The organism is Nocardia sp. CS682, from assembly GCF_004634405.1.
Lineage (GTDB): Bacteria > Actinomycetota > Actinomycetes > Mycobacteriales > Mycobacteriaceae > Nocardia > Nocardia ninae.
Map to the genome: position 1 here is coordinate 4,360,468 of NZ_CP029710.1, position 15,092 is coordinate 4,375,559.

The 15,092-nt window shown below is 68.0% G+C and carries 14 protein-coding genes; 5 read left to right on the forward strand and 9 right to left on the reverse strand.

Annotated elements, in window-relative coordinates; all coding sequences use genetic code 11:
* Positions 1-82: 82 nt before the first annotated feature.
* Both DMB37_RS19680 and DMB37_RS19685 read right to left on the reverse strand, forming a co-directional pair.
* Positions 83-1,216 carry a hypothetical protein gene (locus DMB37_RS19680; RefSeq protein WP_135233977.1) on the reverse strand — a complete coding sequence of 378 codons (1,134 nt, stop codon included), beginning with the start codon at positions 1,214-1,216 and terminating at the stop codon, positions 83-85.
* A 63-nt stretch (positions 1,217-1,279) separates the two neighbouring features.
* Positions 1,280-2,062: an SDR family oxidoreductase gene (locus DMB37_RS19685; protein ID WP_135233978.1), complete on the reverse strand. Its 783-nt coding sequence runs from the start codon at positions 2,060-2,062 to the stop codon at positions 1,280-1,282.
* Positions 2,063-2,215: 153 nt separating this feature from the next.
* Here DMB37_RS19685 and DMB37_RS19690 point away from each other — a divergent pair, with 153 nt between their 5' ends.
* Genes DMB37_RS19690 through DMB37_RS19705 form a run of 4 tightly spaced genes read left to right on the forward strand, consistent with a single transcriptional unit; the run spans position 2,216 to position 8,204 of the window.
* Positions 2,216-3,559 (forward strand): lipase family protein, encoded by a 1,344-nt coding sequence (locus tag DMB37_RS19690; protein ID WP_135233979.1) that lies wholly within the window; start codon positions 2,216-2,218, stop codon positions 3,557-3,559.
* Positions 3,560-3,618: 59 nt separating this feature from the next.
* Positions 3,619-4,428: a tRNA (guanosine(46)-N7)-methyltransferase TrmB gene (trmB, locus tag DMB37_RS19695; RefSeq protein WP_135233980.1), complete on the forward strand. Its 810-nt coding sequence runs from the start codon at positions 3,619-3,621 to the stop codon at positions 4,426-4,428.
* Positions 4,428-5,156, forward strand: coding sequence for an NYN domain-containing protein (locus DMB37_RS19700; protein WP_135233981.1), 729 nt, complete (start codon positions 4,428-4,430; stop codon positions 5,154-5,156). Before trmB ends, DMB37_RS19700 begins: the two co-directional genes overlap by 1 nt.
* Positions 5,157-8,204: an MMPL family transporter gene (locus DMB37_RS19705; RefSeq protein ID WP_135233982.1), complete on the forward strand. Its 3,048-nt coding sequence runs from the start codon at positions 5,157-5,159 to the stop codon at positions 8,202-8,204.
* A 33-nt stretch (positions 8,205-8,237) separates the two neighbouring features.
* Here DMB37_RS19705 and DMB37_RS19710 read toward each other — a convergent pair whose 3' ends face one another.
* The 4 genes from DMB37_RS19710 to DMB37_RS40595 all read right to left on the reverse strand — a co-directional run bounded on the left by DMB37_RS19710 (position 8,238) and on the right by DMB37_RS40595 (position 11,831).
* On the reverse strand, positions 8,238-10,439 hold the full coding sequence (locus DMB37_RS19710) for a DUF2339 domain-containing protein (protein ID WP_240772460.1): 2,202 nt from the start codon (positions 10,437-10,439) through the stop codon (positions 8,238-8,240).
* A gap of 116 nt (positions 10,440-10,555) precedes the next feature.
* Positions 10,556-10,999, reverse strand: coding sequence for a type II toxin-antitoxin system VapC family toxin (locus tag DMB37_RS19715; RefSeq protein ID WP_135233983.1), 444 nt, complete (start codon positions 10,997-10,999; stop codon positions 10,556-10,558).
* Positions 10,989-11,258, reverse strand: a complete 270-nt coding sequence (locus DMB37_RS19720; protein WP_135233984.1) for a type II toxin-antitoxin system Phd/YefM family antitoxin — start codon at positions 11,256-11,258, stop codon at positions 10,989-10,991. The genes DMB37_RS19715 and DMB37_RS19720 overlap by 11 nt, the downstream gene beginning before the upstream one ends.
* A gap of 111 nt (positions 11,259-11,369) precedes the next feature.
* Positions 11,370-11,831 (reverse strand): hypothetical protein, encoded by a 462-nt coding sequence (locus tag DMB37_RS40595; protein ID WP_167768889.1) that lies wholly within the window; start codon positions 11,829-11,831, stop codon positions 11,370-11,372.
* 148 nt (positions 11,832-11,979) lie between these two features.
* On the opposite strand from DMB37_RS40595, the gene DMB37_RS19725 reads away from it, so the two are divergent.
* Positions 11,980-13,170 (forward strand): helix-turn-helix domain-containing protein, encoded by a 1,191-nt coding sequence (locus tag DMB37_RS19725; protein WP_135233985.1) that lies wholly within the window; start codon positions 11,980-11,982, stop codon positions 13,168-13,170.
* A 91-nt stretch (positions 13,171-13,261) separates the two neighbouring features.
* Here the strand turns inward: DMB37_RS19725 and DMB37_RS19730 are convergent, their stop codons facing one another.
* The 3 genes from DMB37_RS19730 to DMB37_RS19740 form a co-directional block, all read right to left on the reverse strand.
* Entirely contained in the window at positions 13,262-13,633 is a 372-nt protein-coding gene (locus DMB37_RS19730) for a MerR family transcriptional regulator (protein ID WP_135233986.1), read from the reverse strand.
* A 4-nt stretch (positions 13,634-13,637) separates the two neighbouring features.
* The gene (locus DMB37_RS19735) at positions 13,638-14,291 is read right to left on the reverse strand and encodes a DUF1707 domain-containing protein (RefSeq protein WP_135237680.1); all 654 of its coding nucleotides are present in this window, start codon (positions 14,289-14,291) and stop codon (positions 13,638-13,640) included.
* Between the two features lie 124 nt (positions 14,292-14,415).
* A complete protein-coding gene (locus tag DMB37_RS19740) occupies positions 14,416-15,051 on the reverse strand; it encodes a response regulator transcription factor (RefSeq protein ID WP_135237681.1) in 636 nt (211 codons plus the stop codon).
* Between the last annotated feature and the right edge of the window lie 41 nt (positions 15,052-15,092).

Below are 15,092 nucleotides of genomic sequence, written 5' to 3' on the forward strand. Positions count from 1 at the left end.
GGCAGCAACAGACTGAGATGGTCGATCGGGGGCCGAGCCGGTAATTCCTGCGACGGCTCGCGGATCGGCACCACCGGGCGGTTCAGAGTCCGGCACTGCTCATCCGTTCCCATAGTCGGATGTAGCCGTTGTGCACGCGCAGGGCGGCACGGCGGGCGGCGGGTGGCATATCGCTGGAGACGACGGCGCGCCAGCGGGCGGCACGGGCCATGGCGTCGTCGGCGTCCGCGGGGGCCGGGGCGCGATAACCCGCCGCGAGGTGCGCGACCGAGGGATGAGCCAGACCGGCGCACAGGCCGAGCCAACGTGCGTCGTCACCGAAGAGATACGCCTCCAAGATGTCTCGGGCAGTGCTGCCTTCCGTCGGCACTGCTTGGGCAGCTAGCCGGGACAGTTCGTCGAGGAGTTCACCGCCGCGCAGCGCGGAGACCTGCTCGTACCGGCGGTGCAGCAGCTGGTGCACCGCGTCGATTCCGCTTGCGGCGTGCAGGATTTGCAGCAGCGTCTGCGGGGCGAGCTCCGGGTCGTGGCCGAGCGCGGCGAGCGCACAGGTCACCCCGTACAGATCCCAGCGTTGCAGGAGCTGCTCGCGTTCGGCCACGTCCGGACCGGGCGCGACGAACAGGTCCGGTGAAAGCGTCAGTGCGGCATCGGCATTCGCGGCCAGCCTGCGAAATGTGGTCAGGTCGGCCTCGGACATCGCGCCCGCCCTGGTGCGCATGGCCAGCGAGGCGACCACCGGCAGCACCGCGAGACCGAGCTCCCTGCCGTACTGCTCGGCGGCGGCGACCGCGTCCGCCCAGCGCGTGCCGATCGCGTCGGCCTTGTTCAGCACCACGATGGTGCGCTCGGGCGGCAGCGTGGCCAGCACGCGACGATCCGCGGGCGAGGGTGCGGCGGACAGCACGTAGACGGCAATATCGGCATCGAGCACCGGATCGGGCATGTCCGGCTCGTCGACCGGGCCGGACTCGACGGCGGACATCAGCGCGAGTGCGTGCAACACCGTGGTGCGACCCGCGTGCGAACGGCCGAGCACCTGAATGCGCGGCGGTGTGCGCCAGGCACTGACCGCGGCGCTCGCGGCATAGCCGATCTGCTTGTCCCGCCCCGTCCCGAACCGCAGCTCGGCGAGCAGCCGGTCGAGCTGGTCGTGTTCGCGTGCGGGTACCCCGCGTTCTCGCAACGGCCCGTCGGACTCGGTGGCTGTCGGCATGTCGTACCCCCTCTACGGTGCGCAATTCTTGCAGAAGACGCAGAGGTTGGCGGGGACGACCGCTCAGGTGCCGCTGAAGTATTTGTTCACGGTGCGCACCGCCCAGTTCGGCGCGTATTTCGCGGCGGCAGCCAGGACCTTTGCCTGCGTGCCGATCTCGTAGTGCACCCGGGGCAGTCGGCTGCGCTTACGGGTGGCCTCCCAGATGCCCGCCGCGACGTCCTCGGCGGTGAGCCGGACGCCGAGCGACTTGGTCGTCCCGGTTTCCACGCCATCCACCATCGCGGTGTCCACGAACAGCGGCCAGATCGCGATCACCCGGATGTCGTGCCGCTCCCATTCCAGATCCAAGGCCTCGGTGAGGCTTTTGACCGCCGCCTTGCTCGCGCCATAGCTGGCGAGTTCGGGCTGGCCGTAGATCGCCGAGGCCGAGCACAGATTCACCACCTGCGCGCCCGGCGTATCCCGCAGATAGCCGAACGCCGTGTGCGTGCCGATGAGCACGCCGCCGAGGTTGACGTCGATGATGGCCTGATGGGTGGCCAGTTCGAGGCCTTCGAACGGACCCGCGCGCAGAATGCCCGCGTTATTGATCAGAATGTCCAGCTGCCCGGCGGAGGCGTGGAATTCGGCGAGCCGCTCCGTCCATTGCGTGGCGTTCATCACATCCAGAACGCCGGTGTGCACGCTGCCACCTGTGCCTGCGATGTCGGCCGCGAGTCTGCCCAGCCCGACCTCGTCGATATCGTAGGCGCCGACCCGATACCCCTGCGCAGCGAAAAGCAGGGCCGTCGCGCGGCCGATTCCGGCCGCTGCTCCGGTGATGAACACTGACGGTCTGCCCATACCGCGCAGTCTAGTGCGGCGGGGCGGACCGGACCGGGCTTCCCAGACCCGCCACCGGTCATTTACCCTGCTTGGACGTGGTCGGCGCCAGTGTTGGTGCACAACTTCGCTTTTCGACAAGCGACAACCGACCTCACCGACGAGGAGGTCGCGATGACAGCAGATGTCATCGGCACTGCCGATACGGAGCCCGCCCTAGCGGACCGGAAGCCGCTGCTGCCGAGTAACGATCCGTTCCACCGCCCGCCGAAGGGTTTCGCGGCCAAGCCGCCGGGCACCATCCTGCGCAGCCGCAAGATCGAGCTCGCCCTGTTCGGTGTTGTGCCGCAGCAGGTCTCGGCCTGGCAATTGCTCTACCGCAGTTGCGATATGCACGGCACGCCGGAGGCGGCGATCACCACGGTGCTGCTGCCGTTGGACGCCGATCCACAAGAAGACAGGCCGCTGTTGGCCTTTCAGACCGCGATGGACGCGGTCACCGAGAAATGTTCCCCCTCTTACGCATTGCGCTACGGCGCCCGCGCACTCGGCTCGGTCACCCAGTTCGAGTGGCTGCTCGTCGCGAACGCGCTGCGCCGCGGCTGGGCCGTCAGCATCGCCGATCACGAGGGCCCGCGCGGAAATTTCGGCGCGCCACGCGAACCCGGCTATCGCTCGCTCGACGGCGTGCGCGCGGCGCAGCGGTTCGCCCCGCTCGGCCTCGGCACGCACACGCCGGTCGCGGTGTGGGGTTACTCCGGCGGCGGCATGGCCAGTGCCTGGATGGTGGAGATGGCGCCGACCTACGCCCCCGAACTCGACATCGTCGGCGCGGTGCTCGGCGCACCCGTCGGCGATCCGGGGCAGGTCTTCGCCCGGCTGAACGGTTCCAGCTACGCCGGGCTGCCCGCGATCGTGATCGCGGCGCTGCGCAGGCTGTATCCGGTGCTCGGCGCGATGCTGCAGAACGAGCTCACCCTCGATGGTCGCCGTTTCGTGGCTCGTGCGGAGTCGGCGACGCCGTTCGGCGCCATCTTCGGCCTCGCCAACAAGCGCATGGACGACTACCTGAGCCGTCCGCTCGACGAGCTGATCGCGACGCCGGAGTTCCAGGCCATGTTCGACGATCTGCGCCTGGGCAATTCGACGCCGACCTGCCCGTTGCTCGTGGTGCAGCCGGTACACGACCAGGTGATCCACATGGACGGCATCGACGGCCAGGTCGAGCGCTACCGGCGCGGCGGCGCGGCGGTGAGCTACGTGCGTGACCGGCTCAGCGAGCATTTCTCGCTGCTGCCGCTGTCCACTCCGCTCAGTCTCGAATGGCTGGCAGACCGGCTGGCCGGGCAACCGGTGAGCGACGAGGGTGACAGCACCGTCTGGTCGGTCGCCGCGTCGCTGACCGGCGCCCGCGGCCTGTACGAGATGATGGTGACCGCGGCCAAGGTCGCACTCGGCCGCCCGCTGCGACAGGAGAGCGCGCCGATGGCCACGATCGCCCGCGCACGCGCCGCCTGACCTCCCGCTGGACGGCAAGCGCACAGTCGATTGCCGTCCCACTCCTTCGATGCTGGACAATGGACGCCGTGAACGACGCCGCGAACCATACTGCCGAGTCAGTTCCGGGCCCGCCGTCCACAGGTTCGGCCCCGATCGACCGTGCGCCCAGGAAGAACCCGGGCTCTCGCCTGTACCCCCGCGTCACCAGCTTCCGGTCGCGCCGAGGCGCGCTGACCGCGACACAGCAGCAATCGTGGGCCAGGATGTGGCCGACGATCGGCCGCGAGGTCGCCGACGAACCGCTGGACGCCACCGCCTGGTTCGGCCGCGAAGCACCGCTCGTCATCGAAATCGGCTGCGGTACCGGCACCGCCACCGCGGCGATGGCCCAGGCCGAACCGCACCTGAATCTGATCGGCATCGAGGTGTACCGGCCCGGCCTCGCCCAGCTGGTGCAGCGCATCGAGCGGGAAAAGATCGACAACATCCGATTGCTGCGCGGCGACGCCGTCGATGTGCTGGAAAATATGATTGCTGCCGGATCGCTGACCGGCGTCCGAGTCTTCTTTCCCGACCCGTGGCCCAAGGCGCGTCATCACAAACGGCGCCTGCTGCAGCCCGCGACATTCGCATTGATCGCCGATCGACTAAAACCCGGCGGTGTGTTGCATGTCGCTACCGATCACGCCGACTATGCCGAACACATTGCTGCGGTTGGCGCGGAAGAACCGCTGCTCAAGGGCATGAATGAAGCTGCCGGTGGGGTAAGTGCGGAGCATCGGGACACCGCTCCGATCGGTTTCGAAAGGCCTGTCACGAAATTCGAAGGCAAGGCACATCGTGCCGGTAGCGCCATTACAGAGCTCATATGGGGGAAGATTGAATAATGAGCGTCTCTGAGATGGCCCACGAGGTGGTTGATGTTGCCGGGGAGGTGCAGGGCACCGGATCGGAAGGTCTGGGCGGCGTAACGCCGGACGTGCGCCGGGTCCTGTTGGTGTGGGACGCCCCGAATCTCGACATGGGTCTCGGCGCCATCCTCGGCGGGCGGCCGACCGCGGCCTATCGCCCCAGATTCGACGCGCTCGGCCGCTGGCTGCTGGCGCGCACGGCCGAATTGTCGGTCGGCACTGTGCACCGGGTCGAGCCGGAAGCCACCGTTTTCACCAATATCGCGCCGGGCACGGCCGACGTGGTGCGGCCGTGGGTCGAGGCGCTGCGCAATGTCGGTTACGCGGTCTTCGCCAAGCCCAAGATCGACGAGGACTCCGACGTCGACGCCGACATGCTCGCGCACATCGAAATGCGCAGCCGCGGTGCCGGGCTGGCAGGCATCATGGTCGCCTCCGCCGACGGCCAGGCGTTTCGGGAGCCGCTCGAGGAACTCGCCGCCAGCGGAATCCCTTGTCAGGTACTCGGCTTCCGCGAGCACGCGAGTTGGGCCGTCACTTCGGATACCCTCGAATTCATCGATCTCGAGGACATCCCGGGCGTGTTCCGTGAACCGCTGCCCAGGGTCAGCCTCGACTCGCTGCCCGACGAGGGCGCTTGGCTGCAGCCGTTCCGGCCGCTGTCGGCGCTGCTCACCTCTCGCCCAGCGCAAGGAGTCGCTTAAGTGTTCACACGCTGGGGCGATCTGGTCTACAAGCTGCGCTTCGGCGTCATCGGTATCGTCGCGGCCGCGCTGTTGGCGCTGGGCGGATACGGCCTCGGTTTGGGAGACCATCTCAGCTCCAGCGGGTGGGATGATCCGACCTCGGAGTCCTCGCGGGGCGCGCAGATCGCCGACGCGGCGTTCGGCCGCGACCACAACAGCGACGTCATCGTGCTGTACACCGCGCCCGAGGGCAAGACGATCGATGATCCGGAGTTCAAGCAGAAGATCGTCGACAGTCTGAACAGCCTGCCGCGCGAATACCCGGAGATCAGCAAGATCAACGGCGCCTACTGGCCGACCGAGACCGGCCAGGCCTCGCCGCTGACCTTCGGTTCGAAGGACAAGAAGTACACCTTCGCCTCGATCGCCATCAAGGGCGACAACGACACCGAGATGTTGAACAACTTCCGGAAGGTGAAGAACGTTTTCACCATTCCGGGTGTGGACGTGCAGGTGGCCGGTCTGCAAGCGGTGGCGGGCACGCTGAACGACACCATGGCCGAGGATCAGCACCGGATGGAGATCCTGGCCATCCCCGCCGTCGCGGTGTTGCTGTTCTTCATCTTCGGTGGTCTGGTCGCCGCCGGGCTGCCGCTGATCGTCGGTGGTCTCACGGTGATCGGTGCGCAGGGCATCGTGCTTTTCATCACCAGATTCACCGAGGTCAACTCGTTCGTCGCGCCGGTGGTCTCGATGATCGGCCTGGGTTTGGCGATCGACTACGGCCTGTTCATCGTCAGCAGATTCCGTGAGGAACTGGCCGAGGGCTACAGCACCCCCGCCGCGGTGCGCCGGTCGGTGATGACCGCGGGCCGCACCGTCGTGTTCTCCGCCACGATGATCATCGCCAGCCTCGGCGGCATGCTGCTGTTCCCGCAGGGCTTCCTGAAATCGATTGCCTACGGCTCCATTGCCACGGTCTCGCTGGCGGCGCTGACCTCGATCACCATCCTGCCCGCGATGCTCGGCGTGCTCGGGCCGCGGGTGGATATGTTCGGGCTCAAGAAGTTCCGTAAGACCAAGACCGCCGACGAGGTCGAGAACGGTTTCTGGGGCAAGTCCACCCGCTGGGTGATGCAGCATCCGCTCAAGATCGCGATTCCGATCTGCATCCTGTTGCTGCTGTTGATCATTCCGGTCAAGAATCTGGCCTTCGGCGGCATCAACGAGCGGTATCTGCCGCCGGACAATTCGACGCGGCTCGCGCAGGCGAAATTCGACTCGATCTTCCCGTTGCGTAAATCCGATCCGATCCAACTCGTGTTCGTGTCGGCGAACAGCAACGACGTCGGCAAGGTCTGGGCGCAGGCCAAGCAGGCGCCCGGGCTCGCAGGCACCTTCGATGTGCCGTCGCGCTCGAACACCGACAACCAGGTCTATCGCACCAGTGCGACCCTCGCCGACTCCGAGGACGCCGACCCGACCATCGACTATCTGCGCTCGATCGACGTCCCCGACGGCGTGGAAATGTACGTCGGCGGGCAACCGGTGATCCAGAAGGACAGCATCGACGCGCTGCTGGATCGAATGCCGTTGATGATCGGGCTGGTCCTGCTCGTCACCACGCTGCTGATGTTCCTGACCTTCGGCTCGCTGGTGCTGCCGATCAAGGCCGCGCTGATGAGCGCGCTCGGCTTGGGTTCCACGCTCGGCATTCTGACCTGGATCTTCGTCGACGGGCACGGCGCCGGCCTGCTCAACTTCACCCCGCAGCCGATCATGTCGCCGGTGCTGGTGCTGATCATCGCGGTGATCTACGGTCTGTCCACCGACTACGAGGTCTTCCTGCTCTCCCGGATGGTCGAGGCGCGCACGCAAGGTGCGTCCACCACCGAGGCGGTGCGCATCGGCACCGCGCAGACCGGTCGCATCATCACCGCGGCCGCGCTCATCCTGCTCGTGGTCACCGGCGCGTTCGCGTTCTCCGATCTGGTGATGATGCAGTACCTCGCGTACGGCATGATCGCCGCGCTGTTCATCGACGCCACCATTCTGCGCATGCTGCTGGTCCCCGCGACCATGAAGCTGCTCGGTGACGACTGCTGGTGGGCGCCGGCCTGGATGAAGAAGATCCAGCAGAAGATCGGGCTCGGCGAGCCCATCCTCGATGACGAGCGGCCCGGCGGCGGCGAGGTCGTCGACCTGGTCAAGACGACCCCCATCACCGATCCCGTCACCATGCAGATCCCGGCCATCAACGAGGGCAATCGGCCGCGCAAGCCGCGTCGGCCGCGCACGGTGGAGGAGATCGAAGCCGAGGCGCCGACGCGCAGGCTCGACAAGATTCCGCCCGCCGCGCCCAAGCCGCCGGCGACGCCCGCGCCCGCGCCGCTCGACCCGACGCGTCAGCGGCCCGGATCGCCGGCCGGGTTCGTGTCGGACCCGAGCATGCCGCGGCAGGCTCCGGCGGATCCGAATGGGCAGCGGCACTTACCTTTCCCCGCCGTTCCGCATGATCCCACCGGGCCGCGACCTGGCCCGCCCTTCGATGGCGGCGCTCGTGATGGTGGCGCTCGGTCCGACGGGGCCTCGGGTGCGTCGTTCTCGGCGTTCGAGTCTCCTGCGGCGAGCTCGTTCGAGCCGCCGTCCGGGTCGGGTTTCGAGCCGCCCGCGTCCTTCGAACCGCCCGCTGCCGCACCGTCTTTCGAGCCGCCTGCGACTCCGCCGGTCTCGCCCGACCCCGCCAGGCGTCCCGAGGCCAAGTTCGAACCGACACAGCCGACGCCTTCGGTTTCCCCCGCCGGTCCGGCACCGGCGGCGTACTCGGAGTTCGTTGCGCCGCGCCAGGATCCGCCTGCGGAGCGGCCCACTCACCGCGCCGCCCCGCCGGAGGAACCGGCCGAGATCACCGATGCCGGTGACCCGAACCGCAACAGCATCGAGAACTGGATGGCCGAACTTCGCTCGTCGCGTCGCTCCGGCAAGCCGGAAGAAGGTCGGCACAGCGGCGGCGACGGGCGCACCGTCAGCGTCAACGAACTGCTCCGCCGCCGCGACCGGGAGTAATCGGTCGCAGCGGCGGACGGGCTCCGGCGCGGATCAGGGCGTCGGCGCCTCTCCGGTTTCGCGCGAGCTCGCACCTGCCTCGGCGAACGCGCGCGCATACCTGGTGCCCACGACGAGGAGCAGGACGCCGACCGCCAGGAAGGCGGCGACGCGAAGCAGACCGTCGAGCGTGGCCAGATCGAACAGGAACAGTTTGGCCAAAGCCGCTGCGGTGACCAGCAAGCCGGAGCCGAGAGCGAGTTTGGCGACCGCGGTGGCCTTGCCGATATTGCGCAGACCATAGAACAGCGCGGCGGTGGCGGCGGCCATCCACAGGATGGTCGCGGCGCTGTGGCCGATGAGGAAGCCGTCGTCCGCGCCGGTCGCGACGCCGATCGAGACGGTCGCGGCGGTTACCGAATACAGCCCGGCGATGCTCGCGGCGATCCACTGCAATTCAGCGGTGCCCTGCAAGCCCGGCAGTTTGCGGGCACACCAGACAGCCACGGCGACCACCGCGAGGGCGAGTACCGCACCGATCACCGTCGAGATGCTCAGATTTGCTTCCGAACGATGCTGGGAGGCAAGGATTTCCGGACCGGCTGCGTTAAGGAAGGCGAAAGCGCCCAGTGTCGCGAAGGCGGCGCCGATGCCGGCGGTGACACCGGAACGCCGTTGCCCGGCCAAGCCGAGGAAGGCCAACGCCACCAGGAACCATGCGGTCGGCAGGGTCCGTGGATCGGTCACCGAGACGCACGTCTCCAGCAACGCGATCGATCCGGCTACCGCGGCTACCAGCGCGGTATGACCCGGAATCTTCGCCACCGCAGCTACTTTCGGAACCAGTGTGGTTGCTGCCACGGCGAGGAGTACCGCCGCGAAGACGCCCGCGATCGTTGCCGCGACAGGCCGTTCGGCCTCGTACATTCCCGGCACGACCAGCATCGGCACCGTTGCCACCGCGAAAATCAGCGAGGCGGTGAGGTCGGTGGGCTTGCGACGCACCACCACGATGGTCCCGACCAAGCCCACCAGCGCTACCGCCACGGCGGCGAGCAGCAGCAGCGGCCGCTCCCCTTCCGCCGGACCGCCGAGAATCGCACCCGCGACGAACAGGAAGGTAGCCAGCGCCGCGGGCAGTGTGCGGACCACATGCAGATACGGCCAGTCCCGCACCAATTGCACCGGCACACAGGCGAACTGCAACACGATCAGGAACGCCAGCAAGGCCGGTTCCGTCGTCAAGATCGGTGACAGCACCGCCGCACCGACCACCACCAGCACCGCCAACGGCTGCGACTGCCACCGCATCGCCACTGCCACACCGACGGCAGCGACACCGAACGCCACCGCGAACCCGATCACCGGATGCAGCCAGTGGTAGATCGCCGTCACCGCCACCACATCCAGATACGCGCCCGCAATACCGGTGGCCGCCAGCGCGATCCCGCCGACCCGGCCACCGACCCGCCCGAACACCCGCATCCCCGCAGCCACCAGCGCCACCGAGAACACCGCGCCCGCAACAACCCTCGGCACCGGCCCGAAGAACCCCGCCTGCGCGGCCAGCACCAACAGCATCACCACGCCGATCAACGTGACAGCGACACCCGCCACCGCAAGCAGCCGACTGATCACCCCATCCCGCTGCCACCATGGCGTGTGCGGAACCCGCGGACCGCTACGCGGCGGCGGCGGCCGCATGCCCGGCGGCATCGGCGCGCCCATCGGCGGTACCGGCCCGCGCGGCGGCATCGGCCCCCACGCTCCCGGCAGCTGAGCCTGCGCCGCAGCATTCGGCGGCATCATCCGGCCCTGCGGCCCCGCCCCGCCGGATACCGCCCCGGCCGGAGCCGGAGCGAACCGCGGCACATAGGCCGGCGGCACCATCGAGCCCGGCGGAACCGCACCGGGCGGGATCGGATGCATAGGCCAGGTCGACTCCGTCGGCGCAGCCGAACCCGGCGCACCCGGTCCCGGAGCAGCAGCCGGATCGCCGGCACCCGCCGAAGCACCCGGCCCCGTCGCAGCAGGACCCTGGTCCCCCGCAGCCGACTTCGGCGCCGCGAGACCTTGGTCCCCTGCACCGGCCTCCGCCACCCCCTCTGCCGAAACTTGCTGTGCCCCAGCCGAACCCCCGACAACCTGAGTCCGCAACAACTCCAGGTCCCGCCCGAGCACACCCATCTGCGCCCCCAGCGCAGAAAACTCCCCCGAGATGCGCGAAATCAGCGCCGGATCGATAGATGTGGTCATACCCCAATGCTGATCCCCGCACCACCAACGAACATGAGTAGAAACCCCCGATACCCACCAGATATCTACCCGACTTCGACCGGCACCTATCCCGATCGGCAACTGCGGTCCTACCCCTACGGTCGCGGTACCGGAACGACCTGTAGGAGCTTCTCCAAACCTCGATAGTCGTCTGGGTTGGTTGTGAATAACGGCAAATCTTCGACCACCGCTGTGGAAGCAATCATCAGGTCCGCGATGCGCCTTCGCGGCTTGCGCCCTGCGGCGACGACCGCTGCCGAGATACGTCCGTACACTCGCGCAGCTTCAACGTCGAACGGGATCGGATCGAACTCACTTTCAGCCCGCTGCAAGACATCGAGCCGTCGTGCCCGTTCCTCATGCTCGTCATACTCAGCCTGCTCGTCGTTACGGCGCACTTCATGCGGCCCCGACGACAACTCCGCCAGCGTGATGGCGCTGATAGCCATGCTCGCAGGAAGCAGCGAGGGTTCGATGCGCCGACGAAGGATCAAAATATTGGTATCGAGCAGTCCGAAGTCGGGAACCTCATCGGTCATACGGACTACTCGCCTCGATCTCGATGGCCGCGTCCTGGTCGGCCCGGAACGCATCTAGATCAATATCTGGGGCATTCCGCGACATTGCCGCGAAGTCGTCTCGGCTGACGAACCTCCGCTTGCGACGCAAGGGGATCAATTCGCCGATCCGGTGACCGTCTCGGGTGACGGTGAAGGACCTGCCGTGCTCGACGGCGTCCATGATTTCCTTGGACTTGTTCCGCAGGTCCCGCTGCGTAATCTCGGGCTGAAGCGACATACCTCCAGGCTATACCGCCGATAGCACCTTGTGCTACTGAGTGACACAGGCGAGGCCGAGCCGCCAGAGCACTGGTATCGCCGACCGACCCCGCCGACAAAGGTGTCCGGGTCAGGTGGTGGTTTGGAGGGTGGTTATTTGGTGGATGGCGGTGAGGACGGTGGTGCGTGGGGGGAGGTGGAGGGGGCCGGGGGGCGGTTCGGCTGCCCAGTGCCGGCCGTGGGGGGAGTCGGTGGTGGGGAGGGGGACGTGGTGGCCGCCGGGGACGATGGTGACCTGGTGGGCGGCCAGGCGGCGGCGGACCGGGATCTCGACGGGGCGGGAGGGAGTCGGCGGGGCGACAAGGAAGGTCCAGGTGCGGGCGCCGGGGTCGGCGATCACGGGGGCGGGGTGGGTGCGGTCGAGGGTGGCCAGGATGTTGCGGCCCAGCTCGGGTGGCGTCACGATGGCGGCTAAGACGGAGCCGGTGGTGACCATCGGGCGGCCGGCCAGCAGTTGGACCGGGAGGCCGTACAGATTCCTGAGTTCGTGTGCGATTTCGAGGGGAGTCCGACAGCGCTCGAACATATTCATGGTCGCCGCCCTTTGCTATCAAAGTTGCAGAAAGGCAACGGTATTCCATCCAGCGGTCAACGAGTCGTACGCAATGTCCCACTTCGGTCGATTGTGATGACTTAGCGTCGTACCCTGAAACCCAGATGTAACAAAGGGAATTGGGTACATGGACGATTCGTCGATCGGCGTGCGCATCCGAATGTTCCGCGGCAAGGCGCTCACCCAGCGCCAACTCGCGGATACGGCCGGGGTCAGCGTCGACCTGGTGCGCAAACTCGAGCAGGGCGGCCGCCAGACCGCCTCGATTGCCAGCCTGCAGAAACTGGCTCGCGCGCTGGATGTGGACATCGCCGACCTGATCGGTAAACGCGCGGGCGTGCCTTCCAGTGATCCCGATGCGGGCATCGTCGCCATCCGGCGCGCATTGACGCCGGTCGACGACCTGCTCGGTGAGACGAACGACGAGGCGGCGATCAGCCTGGACGACGGCCGCCGCGCGGTCGATTACGCCTGGGGCGCCTACTGGGTGGGCCGCTACGAACTGCTCACCTCGATCCTCCCGTCGGGCCTCACCCAGTTGCGCGCCACCGTGCACGCCGCGCGCAACGGCTCGGTCGCGGTCGCCAATGAGTTGCTGGCCCGGATGTATTGGGTCACCGGCTGCACCCTGGTGCACCTCGGCCAGACCGATCCGGCGTTCCTGGCTATCCGGCACGCGCTCGCCGCGGCCGAGGCGGGCAACGACCCGCTGCTGCTGGGCACCATCCGCGGCTCGGTCGCCTGGCAGCTGCTCGTGCAGGGCCGCTACGACGAATCGCGCCGGGTGGCGTTGCGGGCGGCGACCGGGCTGGAGCCGACCGGCGAGGTCACCCCGGCGCACCTGTCCGCGTACGGCTCGCTGGTGCTGCTCGGCGCGACCGCCGCGGGCCGAGCGCAGGCGGTGCCAGAGGCATTGTCACTGGTCGAGGCGGCGAACGAGGTCGCACTGCGGATCGGCACGGACCGGCGCGACTACGAAACCTATTTCGGCCCTTCCCAAGTCGTCATGCAGACGGTCGACGTCAACGTCTCCGCCGAGCGGTACTCCGAGGCATTGGCCGCCGCGAAGGCCATGCCCGCCAACAGCGGGCTCCCGCAGGCCTGCCGCGCTCGCCATCTCACCGACACCGCCGTCGCCCTGACCCGGACCGGCCAGCACCGGCGCGCACTCGACACGCTGCTCACCGCCGAACGGGTCGGCGGCCCCGACTGGCTCAAATACCAGTCCCTGCCCCGCCACATCGTCTCCGAGCTGCTGGACCACGACCGTCGAGTCCCCTTGCGCGCCTTCGCCCGCCGCATCGGCGTCAACACCTGACGACGGCGAGTCCGACCTGCCATGAATGGCGCCCGCGGCGCATGCGAACCTCTCCCGCCGCATCAGGGGCACCACCTGGTCGACGGTGAAGCTAACCTGCCGCGAATGGCGCTGCGGCGCGGTCGATCACCTCGTCCAGGATCTCGCGTGAGCGGACGAGGTCGTCGATGGTGCGGTCGATCCGCTGCCGTTGGATCGTCAACTGGGCGACCAGCTCCGGGGTCGCGGATTCGTTCGGCCCACCGTCCGCATCGCGCATGCATGGCAGGAGCTGACCGATGGTCTTGCTGTTCAGCCCGGCCGCGAACAGTTCCTGGATGTGGATGACCCGGTCCACCGCTCGCTCGGAGTATTCCCGGTGCCCGCCGGGCGTGCGCTCGGACGCCAGCAGCAGTTGTTCCTCGTAGTAGCGCAGCGACCGTTCGCTGACACCGGTGCGCTTGGCCAGTTCCCCGATGCGCATCCGGTCAGTGCCCCATCATGCGACGCCAGTGCGCCATGAAGGGGTGCTTCGCTGTGACCGAGCCGAATCGGACCCTGCCGCGCACCACCAGGTGCAGTGGGCCGAGTGGGGGTCCGGTGCGGACCTTGTTGCTCACGCTGGACCCGATCAGGTCGACCTCGTTGAGGTCGACGGTGGCCTCGGTGGGCACGATCAGCGTAAGCGAGCTGCAGTAGTCGTCGACGTTCAGCTCCACCACCTGGGTGGACATGATCGCCTCGGTGAAGTCCAGCGTCACGCCGGACAGCAAGCTGTTGAGGTGCAGCGACGGCGCGACATGCCAGGGACCGCGCCTGCTCACCCCGGACAGGCGAGACCGAATCACGCCACCCGGCACGGTGTTCGCACTCAGCGGTGGCGGTACCGGCGGGTGCTTGACGAACGACGGGGCGGTATTCACGAAGGTCGACGGTGGCGCGCTGGGCCGGCCGACCAGCCGGACGCCGGGCAGGTCGATCAGCACGGAGTTCAGTTCGCCGCGGGTCTTGGCGGCCAGCGCCGTGTCCATCCGCTCGGTGAACTCGCCGAGCGAGAGCATGCCGAGCCCGACGGCGCGCTGCAGCAGCTGACCGACGTGCTCGCGCTCGGCGTCGGACACGCGTAGATCCCGGTCGCCTATCGCGTCTCCGGAGCCGACGCCATTGGATACCGATTCGGGTCCGCCCATGATTCGAGATTACCGATTCGAGCCCCGACATGTATCAGGGCAATCCCGGATGCCCGGGTACTACTTCGAGCGCGTTCTACTCGTCGAGACCCTGTTCGATCGCGTAGCGGGTCAGCTCGACCCGATTGGCCAGCTGGAGTTTGCGCAGCGTCGCCTGGACGTGGTTCTCCACGGTCCGATGGCTCAGGCCCAGCCGCGACGCGATCTGCTTGGCGGACAAGCCCTTCGCGACCATCCGCAGCACCTCGGTCTCCCGCTCCGTCAGGGCCGGGCGGTGCGGTTCGTCGGGCTCGGCCGGGGTGGTGGCCATGCGCCGGTATTCACCGAGGACCAGGCCCGCCAGTCCAGGTGTGAACACCGGCTGGCCTGCCGCCGTCGCGCGCACGGCCTCGATCAGCTCCGCCACCGACGCACTCTTCACCAGGTAGCCCGAGGCCCCAGCCTTGATCGCGTCGAGCACGTCGTCGCGTTCGGCCGAGGCCGAGAGCACGAGCACCCGGCTGTCCGGCGAGACGCGCAGCACCTCGGCGGTGGCCTGCGCGCCGTTCCCGTCGGGCAACTGCATGTCCATCAGCACCACCGCGGGCCGCACCGCCGCCGCCCGCCTGGTCGCGGTGCCGACCCCGTCCGCGGTGGCGGCCACCGCGAAGCCAGCCTCGGCGAGATCGCGGGAGACGCCGTCGCGCCACATCGGGTGGTCGTCCACCACCATCACCGAAATCGCCTCGGCCGCAGCATCGTCGGTCACGGCGC